General features: G+C 65.5%; 19 protein-coding genes. 14 read left to right on the forward strand and 5 right to left on the reverse strand.

What is annotated here, in order from left to right; all coding sequences use genetic code 11:
* Positions 1–52 precede the first annotated feature (52 nt).
* The 8 genes from AC3G2C_RS17425 to AC3G2C_RS17460 all read left to right on the forward strand — a co-directional run bounded on the left by AC3G2C_RS17425 (position 53) and on the right by AC3G2C_RS17460 (position 7638).
* A complete protein-coding gene (locus AC3G2C_RS17425) occupies positions 53–1012 on the forward strand; it encodes an acyl-CoA desaturase (protein ID WP_488385907.1) in 960 nt (319 codons plus the stop codon).
* A gap of 2 nt (positions 1013–1014) precedes the next feature.
* The gene (locus tag AC3G2C_RS17430) at positions 1015–2292 is read left to right on the forward strand and encodes an NAD(P)/FAD-dependent oxidoreductase (protein ID WP_488385908.1); all 1278 of its coding nucleotides are present in this window, start codon (positions 1015–1017) and stop codon (positions 2290–2292) included.
* The gene (locus tag AC3G2C_RS17435; protein ID WP_488385909.1) at positions 2289–3104 is read left to right on the forward strand and encodes a DUF1365 domain-containing protein; all 816 of its coding nucleotides are present in this window, start codon (positions 2289–2291) and stop codon (positions 3102–3104) included. The genes AC3G2C_RS17430 and AC3G2C_RS17435 overlap by 4 nt, the downstream gene beginning before the upstream one ends.
* On the forward strand, positions 3101–4399 hold the full coding sequence (locus AC3G2C_RS17440) for a class I SAM-dependent methyltransferase (protein WP_488385910.1): 1299 nt from the start codon (positions 3101–3103) through the stop codon (positions 4397–4399). The genes AC3G2C_RS17435 and AC3G2C_RS17440 overlap by 4 nt, the downstream gene beginning before the upstream one ends.
* Complete coding sequence (locus AC3G2C_RS17445) at positions 4396–4935, forward strand: DUF2878 domain-containing protein (protein ID WP_488385911.1); 540 nt, start codon at positions 4396–4398, stop codon at positions 4933–4935. The genes AC3G2C_RS17440 and AC3G2C_RS17445 overlap by 4 nt, the downstream gene beginning before the upstream one ends.
* The gene (locus tag AC3G2C_RS17450; protein WP_488385912.1) at positions 4932–5708 is read left to right on the forward strand and encodes a DUF1295 domain-containing protein; all 777 of its coding nucleotides are present in this window, start codon (positions 4932–4934) and stop codon (positions 5706–5708) included. The genes AC3G2C_RS17445 and AC3G2C_RS17450 overlap by 4 nt, the downstream gene beginning before the upstream one ends.
* A gap of 11 nt (positions 5709–5719) precedes the next feature.
* On the forward strand, positions 5720–6805 hold the full coding sequence (locus AC3G2C_RS17455) for an SAM-dependent methyltransferase (RefSeq protein ID WP_488385913.1): 1086 nt from the start codon (positions 5720–5722) through the stop codon (positions 6803–6805).
* A gap of 269 nt (positions 6806–7074) precedes the next feature.
* Positions 7075–7638: a lipocalin family protein gene (locus AC3G2C_RS17460; protein WP_488385914.1), complete on the forward strand. Its 564-nt coding sequence runs from the start codon at positions 7075–7077 to the stop codon at positions 7636–7638.
* Here AC3G2C_RS17460 and AC3G2C_RS17465 read toward each other — a convergent pair.
* Entirely contained in the window at positions 7616–8158 is a 543-nt protein-coding gene (locus AC3G2C_RS17465; RefSeq protein ID WP_488385915.1) for a lipocalin family protein, read from the reverse strand. The two genes, AC3G2C_RS17460 and AC3G2C_RS17465, sit on opposite strands and share 23 nt — an antisense overlap.
* 191 nt (positions 8159–8349) lie before the next feature.
* A complete protein-coding gene (locus tag AC3G2C_RS17470) occupies positions 8350–8817 on the reverse strand; it encodes an Hsp20 family protein (RefSeq protein WP_488385916.1) in 468 nt (155 codons plus the stop codon).
* A gap of 307 nt (positions 8818–9124) precedes the next feature.
* Between AC3G2C_RS17470 and AC3G2C_RS17475 the strand changes: the two genes are divergently transcribed.
* Positions 9125–9760: a sigma-70 family RNA polymerase sigma factor gene (locus AC3G2C_RS17475; protein WP_488385917.1), complete on the forward strand. Its 636-nt coding sequence runs from the start codon at positions 9125–9127 to the stop codon at positions 9758–9760.
* Positions 9757–10416, forward strand: a complete 660-nt coding sequence (locus AC3G2C_RS17480; RefSeq protein WP_488385918.1) for a ChrR family anti-sigma-E factor — start codon at positions 9757–9759, stop codon at positions 10414–10416. Before AC3G2C_RS17475 ends, AC3G2C_RS17480 begins: the two co-directional genes overlap by 4 nt.
* A 103-nt stretch (positions 10417–10519) precedes the next feature.
* On the opposite strand, the gene tsaB is transcribed toward AC3G2C_RS17480, so the two are convergent.
* The 3 genes from tsaB to yoaA form a co-directional block, all read right to left on the reverse strand.
* The gene (gene tsaB, locus AC3G2C_RS17485) at positions 10520–11209 is read right to left on the reverse strand and encodes a tRNA (adenosine(37)-N6)-threonylcarbamoyltransferase complex dimerization subunit type 1 TsaB (RefSeq protein WP_488385919.1); all 690 of its coding nucleotides are present in this window, start codon (positions 11207–11209) and stop codon (positions 10520–10522) included.
* 207 nt (positions 11210–11416) lie between these two features.
* Positions 11417–11788, reverse strand: coding sequence for a VOC family protein (locus AC3G2C_RS17490; RefSeq protein ID WP_488385920.1), 372 nt, complete (start codon positions 11786–11788; stop codon positions 11417–11419).
* Positions 11789–12329: 541 nt separating this feature from the next.
* Positions 12330–14282 (reverse strand): DNA repair helicase YoaA, encoded by a 1953-nt coding sequence (gene yoaA / locus AC3G2C_RS17495; protein ID WP_488385921.1) that lies wholly within the window; start codon positions 14280–14282, stop codon positions 12330–12332.
* A 57-nt stretch (positions 14283–14339) separates the two neighbouring features.
* Here yoaA and AC3G2C_RS17500 point away from each other — a divergent pair, with 57 nt between their 5' ends.
* The 4 genes from AC3G2C_RS17500 to AC3G2C_RS17515 form a co-directional block, all read left to right on the forward strand.
* Positions 14340–14720, forward strand: coding sequence for a VOC family protein (locus AC3G2C_RS17500; RefSeq protein ID WP_488385922.1), 381 nt, complete (start codon positions 14340–14342; stop codon positions 14718–14720).
* Between the two features lie 397 nt (positions 14721–15117).
* Positions 15118–15759 carry a MarC family protein gene (locus tag AC3G2C_RS17505; protein ID WP_488385923.1) on the forward strand — a complete coding sequence of 214 codons (642 nt, stop codon included), beginning with the start codon at positions 15118–15120 and terminating at the stop codon, positions 15757–15759.
* Positions 15760–16145: 386 nt separating this feature from the next.
* Entirely contained in the window at positions 16146–16712 is a 567-nt protein-coding gene (locus tag AC3G2C_RS17510; RefSeq protein WP_488385924.1) for a hypothetical protein, read from the forward strand.
* A gap of 403 nt (positions 16713–17115) precedes the next feature.
* Positions 17116–17338: hypothetical protein (locus AC3G2C_RS17515; protein WP_488385929.1), on the forward strand; the 223-nt coding region annotated here is incomplete at its 3' end.

The raw sequence follows: 17338 nt of genomic DNA on the forward strand, positions 1-17338 counted from the left end.
CAAATCCATCCTCGCGCCGTATAGACCTTTGACTGGCGCCAAGGACCCGCAGATGCACACCCCATTGCCACGCAACGCGGAGCCCGCGAGCAGCAGCTTTCGCCGCATCGCCAGTATTCGCCTGTGGTTCGACACGCAGGTCAACGCGGACTCGGCGGATCGACCGGATCGCATCGACTGGCTGCGAGCCGGCCCCTTCATCGCCATGCATCTGGCCTGCGTCGCCGTGCTTTGGGTCGGTGTTTCGCCCATCGCCCTGGGCGTGGCGGCGGCGCTTTATGCGCTACGCATGTTCGCGCTCACCGGGTTCTATCACCGCTACTTTTCGCATCGCGCCTTTCGCACCTCGCGCGCTGTGCAGTTCGTGTTCGCACTGATCGGCGCCTCCTGCGTGCAGCGCGGGCCGCTGTGGTGGGCAGCCCACCACCGGCACCATCACCGCTATGCCGACACCGCGCAAGACCCGCACTCCCCCACGGTGCACGGCTTTGCGTGGAGTCACGCCGGCTGGTTCCTCACGCCCGCAGCCTTTCGCACCGATGCATCGCGCGTGCCGGACCTCGCGCTCTACCCGGAGCTGCGCTGGCTCGATCGTTATGACATAGCGGTACCGGTGGCGTTGGCCGTGGCGCTATTTTTCCTGGGTGCGCTGCTGCAATGGCTGGCTCCGTCCTGGGGTACCAGTGGGGCGCAGATGCTGGTGTGGGGGTTCTTCGTATCGACCGTGGTGCTGTTCCACGCCACGGTGACCATCAACTCCCTGGCCCATCGATTTGGGCGCCGCCGCTTCCCGACTCGCGACGACAGCCGCAACAACGTCTGGCTGGCCCTGATCACCTTTGGCGAAGGCTGGCACAACAATCATCACTACTACCCTGGATCGGCCCGGCAGGGGTTCCGCTGGTGGGAGATCGACCTTACCTGGTACGGCTTGCGTCTCATGGCCGCCCTAGGTCTGGTCTGGGATCTTAAGCCCGTGCCCGCCTGGGTGCTGCGCAAGCGGGAGGGTTGAGCATGCGCATTGCCATCGTCGGCTCGGGTATCGCGGGGCTCGCCAGCGCCTGGTACCTCTCGCAGCATCATCAAGTCACGCTGTTCGAGGCCAACGATTATCTCGGTGGGCACACGCACACGCACGACATCGCGCGTCACGGGAAACTGTATCGCGTCGATACCGGCTTCATCGTGCACAACCCGGCGCATTACCCACGGCTCAACCGCCTGTTCGACGCCCTGGGCGTAGTGTCCCAGCCCACCACGATGAGTTTCTCGGTGCACAGCGAGGCCAGCGGTCTGGAGTACAACGCGACCACGCTCGACAGCCTGTTCTGCCAGCGCCGAAATCTGGTATCGCCGCGTTTTCTCGGCATGGTGCGCGATCTGCTGCGCTTCTATCGCGAGGCGCCAGCGCTGCTGCAGGGCGAAGGCGCAGGGCCAAGCCTGGGCGACTACCTGGAGCAGCATCGCTATGGCGCCACGTTTCGTGACTTGCACCTGATCCCCATGGCGTCGGCACTGTGGTCCTCGCCCGCGCAGCAGATCCTGTCCTTTCCTGCACGATACCTCGTGCAGTTCATGGCCAATCACCAGATGCTGCAAGTCGCCGGCCGACCGGAATGGCGTGTCGTTCGTGGTGGCTCGGCCACGTATGTGCAGGCCATGCGCGCGCGCTGGCAGGTCGATGAACGCGTTCGCTGCCCGGTCCATACCATCCATCGCTACGACGATTATGTGGAGATCGTCACCGGATACGGTTCGGAGCGCTTCGATCACGTGGTGCTCTCCTGCCACAGCGATCAGGCGCTGTCGCTGCTGGCTGACCCCAGCGAGCGCGAGCACGACATTCTTGCCGCCATGCCGTACCAGGCCAACGACACGGTGTTGCACACCGACGCACGCGTACTGCCTCGCCAACGCAAGGCCTGGGCCGCGTGGAACGCTTATGTGCCACGGAACCCCGAAGCCGCCTGCACGGTGAGCTACTGCATGAACCTGCTGCAGGCACTGGATGCACCCGAGCCTTTTATCGTCTCGCTCAACCAGACCGACCGTATCGATCCGGCCAAGGTTTTGCGCCGCATGCGCTATCACCACCCGGTGTACACGGCCGGCTCCGTCGCGGCACAGGCGCGCAAGCACGAAATTCAGGGGCATCGGCGCACCTGGTTCGCGGGCGCGTACTGGGGCTGGGGTTTCCACGAGGACGGTATTCGCAGCGCCATGGAAGTCGTGGACGCCATCGACGCCTCCGCGGTGGGCACGCGCCCGCATGCCGTGGAGGCATCCGCATGAGCACCTTCGCCAGTGCCATCTACGAAGGCCGCGTGACGCATCGCCGCCACGCGCCTCGGCCGCACGCGTTCACCTACCGGATGGCTCAGCTCTATCTCGACCTGGACGAGTTGGACAACGTGTTCCGTGATCGTTGGCTGTGGTCGATCGGTCGCCCCAACCTTGCCGAGTGGCGTCGCAGTGATTACCTGGGCCCCATCGAGATGCCGCTGGCCGATGCCGTACGCCAGCGCGTGTATGGCGACACCGGTCATTGGCCACGCGGCCCGATCCGCATGCTCACGCACCCCCGCTATGCGGGTTACGTATTCAACCCCGTCACGTTCTACTACTGCTATGCGCCCGACGGCGTGACGTTGGACACCATCGTCGCGGAAATCACCAACACGCCCTGGGGCGAACGTCATGCCTACGTGCTTGAGGCCGCGGATGCAGAGCGCCATGGACGCGCGTTTGCGTGGCATTTCGACAAGCAGTTCCACGTGTCGCCCTTCATGGCCATGGAGCGCTCCTACGACTGGCGCTTCACTCCGCCCGCCGATGACCTGCGCGTGCACATGAATGTGTGTCGCGACACGCATCGCGAGTTCGATGCCACCCTGGCGTTGCAGCGCCGGCCGCTCGATGGGCGCAACCTTGCCCGTGTGCTGTGGCGCTACCCCGTGATGACGGCGCAGGTGATCGGCGCCATCCACTGGCAGGCCCTGCGCCTGTGGCTCAAGCGCACCCCCGTTCACGACCATCCCGGCGAGCAGTCCGTTGCTCAGGCAACGAGCCGCCCGCACCCCGCTACCCAGGGAGAACACCCATGACCGAGCTTGCCAAGCCGCGCTTGTCCAGCACGCCCGTACCCGAGATCGGCCCGACAGACCGATGGCTGCGCCAGCGCTTGCTCGACGCCATGCAGGCCCTGCGCTACGGGCGCCTCACCATCGCCGATGGCTTGTCCACGCACACCGTGGGCGACGCGCAGGCAACCGACGAGCAACTGCATGCGAACCTGCGCGTGGATGATCCACGTTTCTATCGCATGCTCGCGCTCAACGGCAGCGTGGGCGCCGGCGAGGCCTATGGCGAGGGCCACTGGCGTTGCGACGACCTGGTCGCGCTGGTGCGCCTGCTGGTGCGCAATCGCGATCTGCTCGACAGCATGGAAACCGGCAGCGCGCGCGTGGGCGGCGCGCTCATGCGCCTGTGGCATGCCCTGCGTGAGAACACGCGCGCGGGCAGCCGACGCAACATCGCTGCCCATTACGATCTGGGCAACGCGTTCTTCGGCCTATTCCTCTCCGACGACCTGATGTACTCCTCGGCGCTTTGGACGCGCGAGGAAGACACCCTGGAAGAAGCATCCGCGCGCAAGCTGGACGTAATCTGTCGCAAGCTGGACCTCAAGCCGGGTCAGCGCGTCATCGAGATCGGCACCGGCTGGGGCGGCTTTGCGCTGCACGCGGCGCGCTACTACGGCTGCCACGTCACCACCACCACCATCTCCGAAGAACAGTACGCACTGGCGTCGCGCCGGGTGGCACAAGCGGCCCTTGGGCATCGCATCACGCTGCTCAAACGCGACTATCGCGACCTCGAAGGCCGCTACGACCGCCTGGTGTCGATCGAGATGATCGAGGCCATCGGCGCGCGTTACATGGACACCTACTTCGCCAAGCTCGCCGAGCTGCTCAAGCCCGATGGCCTGGCCCTGGTGCAGGCCATCACCATCGAGGATCACCGCTACGCCCAGGCGCTGCGCTCGGTGGATTTCATCAAGCGGCACATTTTCCCGGGCAGCTTCATTCCTTCACTCAGCGCGATGCTCGAAGCCAAGACCCGCGCCAGCGACCTGGCCTTGGTGCATCAGGAGGATTTCGGGTTGTCCTACGCACGCACGCTGCGCGCGTGGCGCGAGCGTTTCCTGGCACGTCTGCCCGAGGCCCGCGCGCAGGGCTTCGATGAGCGCTTTCTGCGGCTATGGGAGTTCTACCTTGCCTACTGCGAAGGCGGCTTCGAGGAACGTGCCATCGGCGTCTCGCATCTGTTGTTTGCTCGGCCAGGCGCACGCCCCGCCACCAGCCGGTGGACTGCTCGCGAAGGGGGCCGCACAGCATGAGATTCTGGGGCAACCTGGTCGGCTATCAGCTCACCTGGCTGCTGCTGGTGTGGGGTGCCGCGCGCGATCATCTTTGGTTGGGTATGGCGGCAGGCGTCTGCTTTGTGGCCTGGCAGCTGCTCGCCAGCCATGCGCGTGGCGTGGAACTGCGCTTGCTGCTGGCCGCGCTCCTGTGCGGCGTGCTGGTGGATGGCGTGGCCGCGGCCAGCGGCTGGCTGCGCTATGCCTCGTCCGCGCCTGCCCTACCGCCCCACGGCGCACCGTGGTGGATCCTCATGCTGTGGCTGTGTTTCGCCACCACCATCGATCGATCGCTGGCGGTGCTCCGGCAACGCCCATGGCTGGCCGCCCTGCTCGGCGCCCTGGGCGCGCCGATGGCGTATCTGGCCGCGGCACGCGGCTGGCAGGCCGTGAAGTTTGGCACGCCCGAAGCGCTGGGCCTCGGCTGGATCGCGCTGTGCTGGGCACTCGCACTGCCCTTGCTCGGCCAGCTCTCCTTGCGCTGGCACCAGGAAATGAAGGTGGGACACGCATGAACTACGCTCAGCAAATGGCTCTGCTTGCAGCCATCATGGCCGCAGTGATGACCGCGGGCTGGCAGTGGCAGCGAAGGCATGCGAATGCAGGCATCGTCGACGTGCTATGGGCGTTGGGCTTGGGCATCGCGGCCTTGCTGATGGTCACCACCGGCCGTGGTGCGCCGCTGCCCCGCGCCGTATTGGCGGTGCTCGCCACCGTCTGGTCGCTGCGCCTGGCGGGACACTTATCGCAACGCGTGCGCCATGAGGCCGAGGATGGGCGCTATCGCCAATTGCGCGCGCACTGGCACGGCAGCCAGCCGAAGTTCTTCGCATTCTTCATGGCACAGGCGGGCCTGGTGCTGCTCTTCGCGCTTCCTTTCATGGCCGTAGCGGCCAACCCTCGGCCGCTCTTCACCGGGTGGATCGCGCTGGGCGTGGCGCTGTGGTGTGTCAGCGTGGCCGGTGAAGCGCTGGCCGATCGCCAACTGGCGCGCTTCCGTGCCGACCCCGACCAACGTGGCCGTACTTGCCGACAAGGGTTATGGCGCTATTCGCGCCACCCCAACTATTTCTTCGAGTGGCTGCATTGGTTCGCCTACGTGGCGCTGGCGGTGGGTTCGCCGCTGTGGTGGCTGGCCTGGAGCGGCCCCGTGGTGATGTACGTATTCCTGCGCTGGATCAGCGGCGTGCCGTTCACCGAGGCGCAAGCGCTGCGCACGCGAGGCGAGGACTACCGCGACTACCAACGCCGCACGCCGATGCTGTTCCCCTGGTTTCCCAAGATGTGAAGGAGCGCGCCATGAGCACCGTACTCACCGATCGCACCGAACTGCTGTCCGATCGCCCCGCCCCCGGATGGCTTGGCCTGGCCGAGCGTGGCCTGGTGCCCGACGCATTGCTGCGTGCAGGCATTCGTCACTTGTGCGCCCAACGGCTGCGCGAGATTCACGCCGGTGGCATGGATGCCATGCAGGAGCGCCACCAGCAATGGATTGCCCAACTACGACGCGGCCCCATCGCCATCGAGACCGAGGCGGCCAACACCCAGCACTACGAAGTGCCAACGGCGTTCTTCCAGCACTGCCTGGGGCCTCGCCTGAAATACTCCTCCTGCTACTTTCCCACCGCCGACACCACGCTGGCCGATGCGGAGCTGGCGATGCTGGAGCTGTATGCCCAGCGCGCCCAACTCAGCGACGGCCTGGATATTCTGGAATTGGGTTGCGGCTGGGGCTCGCTCACGCTGTGGCTGGCCGAACGCTATCCGGGTTCGCGCATCACCGCCGTGTCCAATTCGCACTCGCAGCGCCAATGGATCATGCAGGCATGCGAGCAGAAGGGGCTATCCAACGTTCGGGTGATCACCTGCGACATCAACCAGCTCGACCTCCCCGCCGAACACTTCGACCGCTGCGTTTCAGTGGAGATGTTCGAGCACGTGCGCAACCACGAGCGCCTGTTGGCGCGCATCGGGAGCTGGCTGCGGCCCGGTGGCAAGTTGTTCGTGCACATCTTTGCGCATCGGGACGCGGCCTACCCCTTTGAGACCGAAGGCGAAGATAACTGGATGGGACGGCACTTCTTCACCGGCGGCATGATGCCGGCCGCCGATACCCTGCTGCACTTTCAGCGCGACCTCGCCATCGAGCGACGCTGGCTGGTCGACGGCACGCACTACGAGCGCACCGCCAACCTGTGGCTCGCCCAGCAGGATCGCCAGCGCGAAGCGATCTTCCCCGTACTCACGCAAACCTACGGCAGCCCGGCACTGGCCGCCTTGTGGTTCCAGCGCTGGCGCATGTTCTGGATGGCCTGCGCGGAGCTCTTTGGCTACGCCAACGGGCAGGAATGGCTGGTGGCCCACTATCGCTTTGGGAAACTCTGATTTTGATCGTCATCCCAGCGAATGCTGGAAGCGCCTTTCAACAGCCGAAGGGCTGGTCATCCAGTGCCTGTAATCCTCTGAATGTAAAGGCACTGGATTCCTGCTTCCGCAGGAATGACGAACAAGAAGTCGATTAATCAGACCTTCCTTTGCGCGCCACGCCTAGCGAAGCAACCGATTTCCGAGGCGAGCGCGTCAGCCGTCAAAGACACGTGCCCACTGCAGGCACGCCCCCATGACATGTTCAACCGGTGCCCAGGAGAGCCATGATGCGCGCCATCGTTCGCCCGCTACTCGCCAGCCTGCTCGCGATCACATCCCTTGCCGGATGCGCCACCGCGCAGGCGCCCATCACGCCGGATGCCCACGTGGACCTGCAACGCTACATGGGCGACTGGTACGTGATTGCCTCCATCCCTTCACGCTTCGAGCGGGACGCGTGCAACGCGGTGGAGTCTTATGCCCTGCGCAGCGACGGGCGCGTGCAAACCACCTTCAGCTATCGAGAGGACTCGCCGGACGGCACACCCAAGACCATGCACGCCGTCGGCTCCGTGCGTCCCGATAGCGGTAACGCCATCTGGGGCATGCAGTTTATCTGGCCGATCAAGGCGCAGTATGTCATCGCGTGGCTGGACCCGGACTACCGCGCCGTGATCGTTGCGCGCGACAAGCGCGACTACGTGTGGATCATGGCCCGCACGCCCAGCGTTTCCGATGACGAGTACACCGCGCTGAGCCGGCGCGTGGCGTCGCTCGGCTATGACATACATCAGTTGCGGCGGGTACCCCAGCAATGGCCCGGGACACCTACTCCAGCGGCCCGGCCATGACGAGCCGATCCACCGGATAGCCACGGCGCGCGGCGCGCTCGCGCAACTGCTCGAACTGGCTGCGCGACATGGAGGGGCTGCGCGAGAGCACCCACAGGTAGCGGCGACTCGGGCTGCCGACCACGGCCCAGCGGTAGTCCGGGTCCAGGTCGATCACCCAATAGTCGGCCCACACCCAAGGCAGCCAGCTCAGCCAGGCCGGCGCAAAGCGCACCTGCAGTGCCCCAGGGGAACCGTCGACGCGGCGCGCCTGTCCGTCGGCGCTATCCATGCTGCCGTCATGCGTACGGCAGGCGTTATGTACCGCGATGCCGCCGTTGGCATCGGCACGGTAGGTCGCCGTGATGGTGTCCACGCACTGGCGCTGGAAGAACATCGGCAGGTGCGCAATTTCGTGCCACTGACCGAGATAGCGCGCGACATCCAACTGCGGTACCGGCGTGTTCGGCAGCGATTGACTCCAGGCCACTGGCACAAGCATGGCCAGCACACTCAAGCATGGTAAGGCACGTCGCCACATGGGCATTCTCCTGCGTTGCGATGACGGCAAGACCAAGTCGCGGCCCGGACTCGCCTCAACGTGTGTACGCAGGCACAGGGCGTTTGGATCGCATTGCATTGGATCACACTGAAAACGAATGAGGGTGACGGCATAGAGCCGTCACCCTCGGGTTCAGCGAATCAGCGCGATGTCGCGTGATCCAATGGTGGTCAGGCGGCCTGACTCTGGATACTGCTGACCGACGGCGACACGGCGGCGTCGCTGCCGATCTCGATGCGACGCAGCTTGTACGCTTCGGGCACCTCACGCTTGAGCTCGATCACCAGCAGACCGTTCTCCAGCTTGGCGCCCGTCACCTGCATGTGCTCGGCCAGCTCGAAGCGGCGATTGAACGGGCGATTGGCGATGCCACGGTGCAGCACTTCACCTTCCTGCTCGCCCTTGCGCTCGCCACTGACGGTGAGCATGTTTGCTTGCACGGTGATGTTGATGTCTTCGCGGCTGAAGCCGGCCACGGCCATGGTGAGACGGTAGCGGTCTTCGCTCAGCTTGACCGAGTCGAACGGCGGCCAGTTGTCGCCGGGCTGCGTGCGCGACGCGGCTTCGAGCAGGTCGAGCACGCGATCGAAGCCGATGCTGGAGCGATGCAGCGGGGAGAGATCCAGAACAGTACGCATAACCATATCCTCTGATGAGCAACATGTTGGCGTCGCGCCCGATGGCGCGACGAGCCGGCCCCGAAGCGACCGGCGAGGCAAAAATGAGGGGCCATCGCGGCCTTTCAAGAGGACAGTTTCAGCGTCGGTTTAGCCTCTGACCGCCCCTGCATCCAAACGGCGCGCGCTTGCGTATAAGCATCAGACCACCGGAAACCCTGCATGCCGCGCACACTCGCCCGCCTGACGACCCTGCCCCTGGCGCCTTGCGCCGGGCTTGTTTGGGCGCGGCGGGTCGGGGCGTGCGCCGATGGGTGGAAGCCTGGTTATGATGCCCACTGATCCCGCAGCCCAAAAGGTGACGCCCCTCGGGGTGGTGCGACGCGTGTCCTCATCTGCCAGCCAAGCCGCCGACGACGCACGCTACTGGGCCGAACAGATGGCCGCGGTCGCCGCGCGCCGGGACATGGAGGGCTTCATGCGCATCTACGACCATTTCGGTCCGCGCCTGCAACGCTACCTGCTGGGCCTGAGCGTGCCTGCCGCACAAGCGGAGGAACTGGTGCAGGAGGCCATGCTGCGCCTATGGCGCCGCGCCGACTTGTTCGATCCGGCGCGCGCCAGTCTTTCCACGTGGTTGTTTCGGGTGGCGCGCAATCTCTACATCGACAGCATGCGTGGCGAACCGCGCTGGCTGCCTATCCAGGAAGGCCTGGACTGGCTCGACCACGAGCACGCGGACGAGGCGGGCAGCAGCGCCGAATCCTTCACCGATCACGCCGGGCTGAGCCAGGCCATCGACGCCTTGCCGGCGGCGCAGGCCCGCTTGATCCGCATGTCTTATTTCGAAGCCAAGAGCCACAGCGAAATCGCCCAGGAGCTGGGTATGCCACTGGGTTCGGTCAAGTCCACGCTGCGGCGCGCCTTCGCCAAGCTGCAGCTTGGGTTGGGACGTACACCATGAAGCCGCACCATCATCTCGATATCGCCACCTTGATCGGCTATTCCGCCGGTGCGCTGCCCACCGCGTTTGCGGTAGTGGTGTCGGCGCACTTGAGCATCTGTCGCGCCTGCCGCGAGCAACTGCGCGACGCCGACCGCATCGGCGGCCAGTTGATGCAGCAACAGGAGGGCGCGGCGTTGTCGCTCTCCGCACGCGAACGCCTGCTGCAACGCCTGCAAGCAAGCGAGGCGCACGCATCGCCCTTGCCGGTAGCGCCGCCAGCGCCGCACGACCCGGACGTGCTGCCGGCCGCCTTGCATCCGTACTTTGGCGAGCGCTACAGCCGCCTGCACTGGCGTTTCATCGGCCCGGGTGTACACCATATTCGCGCCACCGATGTGTCCGACAGCCATCTCATGCTGCTGCGCACCGCGCCAGGCCGCAGCGTGCCGATGCACAGCCATGGCGGCAACGAACTGACCATGATCCTGCAGGGCGCATACGACGATTCACTCGGGCACTTTGCACCCGGCGATGTGGCGGACCTGGATGTGGATGTGGAGCATCAACCGGTGACTGCGCCTGGCGTGCCGTGCATCTGCCTGGCGGCCACCGATGCGCCGCTGCGCTTTTCAGGCTGGCTGGCGCGCACGCTGCAGCCGCTGTTCAAGCTCTAAGCCTGCTCGCGAGCTTCGCGCCGCCTGCCCGGCGTTGGAGTGCCCGCCCGCGCAACTCTTCGGGTCGCCACGTGGCACGCGGCGATGCTGGACAAGCTTGAAGTCAGGCCTTGCCCTGCTCCACCAGGGTCAGCGCCACCTTGTCGCGCAGATACACCGGCAGGGCATGCTCAGGCGCGCTTGCGCGTCCGGCGGCAAACTCCAGCGCCGCTAGCTCCGCCACGTGCTTGGCCTGTGGATAAGCATGCCCGCTGGCGCTGCGCACGGCACCGGTGAGGCGATCGCCCAGCACCTGGGCATAGGTGTTCCAGCCGGTGCCCACCACGTGCCAGTGCGGCGCGGCGGGCAACACCAGTTCGGTGGGCGTGCACACGCGTTCGTCGTCCAGGACGATCAGGCCGCCCTGGCCATCGCGGCGATAACTAGCGGCGTAGACCTCGCCCATGCGCGCGTCGATCACGGCAAGAATGGCTTCGTCGTCTTCCGGCGCTTCCAAAGCGAGCGCGGCCAACGAAGAGACGGTCACCACCGGCACGTCCAGCGCAAGCGCCATACCCTGCGCCAGCGAAATGCCCAATCGCACACCAGTGAAGGCGCCGGGGCCGCGCCCCACGGCAATGACGTCGAGCGCGTGCCGGCTCAGGCCTGCCTCGGCCAACAAGGCGTCGGCCATGGGCAGCACCAGTTCGGTGTGGCGTCTGGGTGCGATTTCGCTGCGGGCGATGACCTGGTTGCCATGGATCAGGGCAACGGAGCAGGCTTCGGTGGCGGTTTCGATGGCGAGCAGATTCATGATCGCTCCATGATAGCGGGTGCGGGCCGCAGGGCGGCGTGCCCGCCCCACGGACGCCCGATGGGCGTCATCGCATGGCATCACCCCGCGCGGCCGCGCAGCGGGCGCAAATCGGCCCGATGGCGGCACGTACCGGCCCAAATGGCGACGATGGTGCGGGTACGGGACTTGCCCTCGGGACCGACCGCCGACCGATCCTGGCGCCGATCAGTTCGCCGGTGGCTGCCACAGCTCCACGCGGGTGCCTTCCGGGTCGGTGATCCAGCCAAAGCGGCCGAATTCGCTTTCCTCCACGCGCTCGTCCACGGCGACGCCGGCCGCGCGCAACTGCGCCAGCAAGGCGTCCAGGTCGTCCACGCGGAAATTGATCATGCAGGTCTGCGGGCCGGGGCCAAAGTAGCTGGTGTCGGCCGCGAAGGGTGACCACAGGGTGTAACCGGGCCGGGCGTTGTCTTCGTCGAAACGTGCCCCGCCCCACTCTTCCACCGGCAAGCCCAGGTGCTGGGTGTACCACTGGGCAAGCGCCTTGGGGTCGCGTGCCTTGAAGAAGATGCCGCCTACGCCGATGACCTTGGCCATGATGCTCGCCCCGCATGGTGGTGGAGCGGCCAAGCATACGCCCTGGCGCCTGTTGGCGACCTTCACGCAACCCTCTCTGGCCCGCCGCGTTGCGCCGGCACTAAAGAAAGTCGGGTTAACCGACATTTCGCTCGCCATCCCAGCGAAAACTGGAAGCGCCTTTCAACAGCCGAAGGGCTGGTCATCCAGCGCCTGTCAATCGTAAAGCGCAAAGTCACTGGATTCCTGCGCCTACCGCCCTTTTTGGGGCTCGCAGGAATGACGATCAAAGTCACGGAGTCCTAAGCGCCTGTTCTCCATCTCCGCGTGGCTCGCACCGGGAGCGGCTTGCGCGCTCATCAAGGAAGAAGGAGAGCGTGTACGTCCGTACACCACCGCGTGATGACGCTGCGTTTTGGGGAATCTGCCCCGACCCGAAAGGTTGTGCAGGTGTGTCCACTGCGCGCATCGACCTGACGGCCAGTCAGGCGAGTCGCCACGCCCCGCTCCCTGACGGGCACACCCACACAACGCGGGCTACGCGGCGATTGAGAACAGGCGCTTAGTGGGCCACCGCGATGTCGTCGGCGAAAAAGGCCTGCACATCGGCCAGCTCCCGCGTGCGCGGCATCGGCGGCAGGCTGCCGAGGAACAGGCGGCCGTAGCCCTTGGTGGTCAGGCGTGGATCGCACAGCACCAGCACGCCGCGATCGTGCACATCGCGGATCAGGCGGCCGGCGCCCTGCTTGAGCGCGATCACCGCGCTGGGCACCTGCCAGCCCATGAAGGGGTTGATGCCTGCCTGCTCCAGCGCCTCCAGGCGCGCCTGCAACACGGGGTCGTCCGGCGCGGCGAACGGCAGCTTGTCGATCACCACCACGCTCAAAGCCTCGCCGGCCACGTCCACGCCTTCCCAGAAGCTGGCCGCGCCCAGCAGTACGCCATGACCGCTGGCCCGGAACTCCTCCAGCAGGCGATGGCGTGGCGCGCTGCCCTGCACGAACAGCGGCCAGGGCACGCGCTCGCGCAGCAACTCCGCCGCCCGGCGCAAGGCGCGATGCGAGGTGAACAACAGGAAGGCGCGCCCGTGCGAGGCATGCAGCACGGGCAGCACCGCATCGATGACGCGCTCGGTGTAATCGCGCGCGGCGGGGTCGGGCAAGCCGGCGGGTAGATAGCACAGTGCCTGGCGTGCGTAGTCGAACGGACTATCGACGTGCAGCACCTGGGGATTCTCTAACCCAAGCTGGCGCGCGAAGTGATCGAAGCTGCCCGCCACCGACAAGGTGGCCGAGGTGTATACCCACGCCGCATGCGTGCGCTCGCGCATCGCGCGCAGCGGCGCGGCGAGATCCAGCGGGGTCGCGTAGAACGCAAAGCCGCGCGGGAACAACTCGTACCAGCGCACGTCGCGCTCGCTGTCGCGTTCGGCGATACGGTCGAGACGTTCGCTCAGCACGGCAGCGCGTTCATGGGCATGGGAGAAACCACGCGAGCGATCCGCCTGCGAGGCCAGCACATCGGTGAAGGCGGCGAGCACGTCGCGCAGTTCGTGCAAGGCCTCGTCAATGGTCGCGTTGGATTCCAGCTGGTGATACGGCCCGCGTTCGGCCAGGCCATCCATGGCCAGGCGCACTTTGCGTATCGCATCCTGCAACGCCTCGGCCGGCTCCAGCAGCAAGCTGATGGCACCGGTGACGCCGTTGCATTCGGCCAGGCTGTCCTGAGCCAGTTCGCTCAGTTGGCGCGCGCTGATGTTCTGCGAAAAGAACTGGCCAGCCAGTTCGGGAATCTGGTGCGCCTCATCCAGGATGAAAGCACTGGCGCCGGGCAGGATCTCGCCGAAGCCTTCCTGTTTGAGCGCCAGGTCGGCGAACAGCAAGTGGTGATTCACCACCACGAGGTCCGCCTCCTGGGCTTCGCGGCGGGCTTTCACCACATGGCAGTCGTCATAGAACGCACACTCCACGCCCAGGCAATTCTCCGGCGTGGAGGTGACGCGCGGCCACAGGGGCGATTCCTCCGGCACCTCCGCCAGCTCCATGCGATCGCCGCGACGCGTGCGGGCCGACCAGGCACGCACCGCCGCCAACTGCGTGGCCTGCGTGCGATCGAAGGTGGCGCCTTCGCGCACGGTCTGATCGAGGCGGTACAGGCACAGGTAATTGGCGCGCCCCTTGAGCAAGGCCGTTTTCAGCCGCGCGTCGAGCACGGAGCGCACGCGCGGCAGATCGCGGAAGAACAACTGATCCTGCAGCGCCTTGGTGCCAGTGGAGACGATCACCCGCTCGCCCGACAGCAACGCCGGCACCAGGTAGGCGAAGGTTTTTCCGGTGCCGGTGCCTGCCTCGGCCAGCAGCGTTTCGCGCTCGGCGATGGCGTGCTGCACGGCGCCGGCCATGGCCTGCTGCGCCGCGCGCGGGGCAAAATTGGGCTGCTCGCGGGCGAACGGCCCCTCGGGGCCAAGCAGCGCGGCGACGTCCTCGTGATCGGTCATCCGGCAAGTATCGCGCATGCCGGGCTGGCTCCGCGAATGGCGTAGACTGCCTGGGCCATCCACAGGAGCGCCGCGATGTCCTCACCTATCACCGGCATCGGCCAGATCGCCATAACGGTAAGCGATGTGGATCGCGCGCTCGCCTTCTATCGCGACATCCTCGCGCTGCCTTTTCTGTTTCGCCCAGCGCCGCAGTTGGCGTTTCTCGATTGCGGCGGTATCCGCCTGATGCTGACCACACCGGAAGGTGCGGGTGCGGTAGGCAGCAATTCGGTGCTCTATCTGAAGGTGCACGACATCGACGCCAGTTATCGCGAACTGCTCGATCGCGGCGCAACAGGCGAACACGAGCCTCGGGTGACGGCGGAGCTATCCGATCACACGCTGTGGCTGGCGTTCCTGCGCGATCCGGATGGCAACCTGGTGGGCTTGATGGAAGAACGTCGACGGGCGTAGCCCCCAGCGCCCACCCGATCACGTTGGCGTGTAGCGACAGAGGCCGCCCGACACAGTAAGGCTGGTGGCAAGGTGCCACCGATCGATTGCCGCTGGCGCCCTGCCATGCGCACAGCCATCCGATCGCTCTCGTTACAACCCTCGCCGGCAAACGCCCGCCAACGACTTGCCGCCGAAGCCGCTGCGTCGTTCACGGGCGATTGACGAGCACGAGCCAACGCTGTGCATCAACAAGCCGGCATCGTGATCGACCATGCGTGGATCGGCGCGGGCTCGGGGGACACCAAGATGAAGACGCGTATCCATCCGTTTCTTTCCGAGAACGACGGCGGGCGCTGTCAGCCGCTGGCAACCGATCGACCGCACACGGGCGCGGTCAGGCGCTCAGGAGCCTGCCGTGAACAATGACTACGCGTACGTTTTCGCCATCTTCTTCGTCACGCTGGGGCCGTTGAAGACCATTCCAGTGTTTCACGCGCTCACCTACGACAGCAGCCGCTCGTATCGTCTGCACCTGGCCATCCGCTCGTTCGTGATGTCGTTCGCGCTGGTGTTGTTCATTGCCTTCAGCGCCAGCGAGAATCTCAGCAAGTGGCACGTAGGTATCGACGCGTTGCTGATCGCCGGCGGGCTGATTCTGTTTGTCACAGCGCTGCGCTCGATCACCCACTTAGAACTGATGAGCCTTCCCGAGCAATCGCAGCTGGCGCAACCGGAGGGCGCGAAACCGCCGTGGACAGGCAAGCCCACGCTGTCGCCGCTGGTGATCCCCACTATCGTGACGCCCGCAGCCGTCGTCGCCATTATCTTTTTCATCGCCCGAAGCAGCGGGGACGATGAGTTCCGCCAGGCCGTGCTCGCCACAATTGGCGGCATCATGCTGCTCAACCTGGTAGCCATGCTTGTCGCCGGCCCCATCATGCGCCTCATCGGCGTGCCCATTCTTCAGGTGATCGGCTGGGTGTTTTCGGTGTTGCAGGCCGGCTTGGCGATTCAGGCCATTCTGGAGGCGTGCCGACGCTTGCACATCATCGCCTGAGCCAAGGCGCTTTCGACTGGATGCGCGCCGGGTTGACCCGGCGCGCACCACCCTGGCGGATCCAGTCTTCCGCGCATTCCACACCGGGCCAAGCCAGGAGAGGAAGCCGCGAGGCGGGAATGGCCCCCGTCGGGCACGGGGGCTGAAAGGCTACGGAGTGTTAGGGGTGACCAGCGCGGCGTCGCCGAACTGGGTGGGCGCGCCGAACCCGGTTGCCGTGCGGGGCCCTGGTCTGGAGCGCCGAGTGGTCGAACCGTCTCGCTTTCTGATTCTTGCCGTTGTATTACCCCACCGGGCGTGGCGCCGTTTCAACCTCATCCCCGCCGGCGCCTCTGGCACATGCGCACCCAGCAACAAGAACCGCCACGGGCCACTGCGTGGCGGGCTTGAGCAACCTTGCTCCATTGAGCATCTCCCATTCGTTGGCGGCGGCTCACCTGCCGTCGCAAGGCGCCACGGGCGCCCCGGAGGAGAAAACAACCTCTATTTGCAAACCAAGTCAAACCTGGGAAATTACCCGGCAAAATTCCAAGAATGGCTTGGAGATTGGGCTAGCCAAATCCAGGTATAACTTGCCTACAAAGAAAACAGCCAATCCGCTAGACGGATTTGCAGACCGCCTTCAACAAGCCTGCAACGCCGCCGGCATTCCCAGTGGGCGGGCACGCAACATGGCCGTGGCCACGCGTTTTGCAGTATCGGTCGAGTCGGCCCGGCAATGGCTCAATGGGCAATCCAAGCCCGATACGGCCCGGCTGATGGAAATCGCCAGCGATTTCAATTGCAGCCTGGACTGGCTGCTGATGGGCCGCCTCCGCTCCGACGGAAAGTTGCGCGAGGTCGGCGCCAGCTACGACACGTTGAGCCCCGAGGAGCGCGCTGTGGTAGACGCCATGCGCCGGTTCAGCGCCCGCCGCCGCGCGGCGCTCGTGCAGTTCATCAGCGATAGTTGACGGCACCCTGCTACCACCGGCGCCATCCGTGTCGAGCACTCGAACTGTCGAACGCGGGGCCACCCCGCCGAATAGCCTCGCGCTCCGTTGACCATGCCGGCGCCAGGCCCCTAGCGCCTTAGGGATGCTATCAATTTGATCGTCATCCCAGCGAACGCTGGAAGCGGCCTTTCAACAGCCGAAGGGCTGGTCATCCAGCGCCTGTAAGCCCCCTGAGCGTACAGGCACTGGATTCCTGCTTTCGCAGGAATGACGAGCAACAGGTCATTCCTGCGCCCTCAAAAAAGGGGACGAGAGCAGGGGGTGCTGTACAACAGCCGAAGGCTGGTCATGCCCTGCCTTTGCGCTCACGTATTTACAGGCTTTGGGTCCCGGTTTTTACCCTCTTTTGGGGCTCGCTGGGATGATGATCGAAATCAGCGCATCCCTAGAGCCTGTTCACGACCTCCGCATGGCCGGGCCGTCAGCGGTTTGCGCGCAGATCAAGGAAAAAGGAGGGCGTGTACGTCCGCACACCACTGCGACTTCAGCCGGTCATTGCAACACATTGCTGGAATCGTTCGGCCGGCGTTTCAAAGTTCAACGTCTGCCGAGGTCGCTCATTCAAGCGTCGAGCCACGGCATCG

This window comes from Frateuria sp. sgz306004, from assembly GCF_057750885.1.

Excerpts from the sequence above, each read along its gene's own strand:
- AC3G2C_RS17500 (WP_488385922.1), top strand. The coding sequence starts at position 14,340 with ATGTCCTCACCTATCACCGGCATCGGCCAGATCGCCATAACGGTAAGC.
- AC3G2C_RS17440 (WP_488385910.1), top strand. The coding sequence starts at position 3,101 with ATGACCGAGCTTGCCAAGCCGCGCTTGTCCAGCACGCCCGTACCCGAG.
- AC3G2C_RS17445 (WP_488385911.1), top strand. The coding sequence starts at position 4,396 with ATGAGATTCTGGGGCAACCTGGTCGGCTATCAGCTCACCTGGCTGCTG.
- yoaA (WP_488385921.1), bottom strand. The coding sequence starts at position 14,282 with ATGCGCGATACTTGCCGGATGACCGATCACGAGGACGTCGCCGCGCTG.
- AC3G2C_RS17430 (WP_488385908.1), top strand. The coding sequence starts at position 1,015 with ATGCGCATTGCCATCGTCGGCTCGGGTATCGCGGGGCTCGCCAGCGCC.
- AC3G2C_RS17475 (WP_488385917.1), top strand. The coding sequence starts at position 9,125 with ATGATGCCCACTGATCCCGCAGCCCAAAAGGTGACGCCCCTCGGGGTG.
- AC3G2C_RS17425 (WP_488385907.1), top strand. The coding sequence starts at position 53 with ATGCACACCCCATTGCCACGCAACGCGGAGCCCGCGAGCAGCAGCTTT.
- AC3G2C_RS17450 (WP_488385912.1), top strand. The coding sequence starts at position 4,932 with ATGAACTACGCTCAGCAAATGGCTCTGCTTGCAGCCATCATGGCCGCA.
- tsaB (WP_488385919.1), bottom strand. The coding sequence starts at position 11,209 with ATGAATCTGCTCGCCATCGAAACCGCCACCGAAGCCTGCTCCGTTGCC.
- AC3G2C_RS17455 (WP_488385913.1), top strand. The coding sequence starts at position 5,720 with ATGAGCACCGTACTCACCGATCGCACCGAACTGCTGTCCGATCGCCCC.
- AC3G2C_RS17480 (WP_488385918.1), top strand. The coding sequence starts at position 9,757 with ATGAAGCCGCACCATCATCTCGATATCGCCACCTTGATCGGCTATTCC.
- AC3G2C_RS17460 (WP_488385914.1), top strand. The coding sequence starts at position 7,075 with ATGCGCGCCATCGTTCGCCCGCTACTCGCCAGCCTGCTCGCGATCACA.
- AC3G2C_RS17470 (WP_488385916.1), bottom strand. The coding sequence starts at position 8,817 with ATGCGTACTGTTCTGGATCTCTCCCCGCTGCATCGCTCCAGCATCGGC.
- AC3G2C_RS17465 (WP_488385915.1), bottom strand. The coding sequence starts at position 8,158 with ATGTGGCGACGTGCCTTACCATGCTTGAGTGTGCTGGCCATGCTTGTG.
- AC3G2C_RS17435 (WP_488385909.1), top strand. The coding sequence starts at position 2,289 with ATGAGCACCTTCGCCAGTGCCATCTACGAAGGCCGCGTGACGCATCGC.
- AC3G2C_RS17490 (WP_488385920.1), bottom strand. The coding sequence starts at position 11,788 with ATGGCCAAGGTCATCGGCGTAGGCGGCATCTTCTTCAAGGCACGCGAC.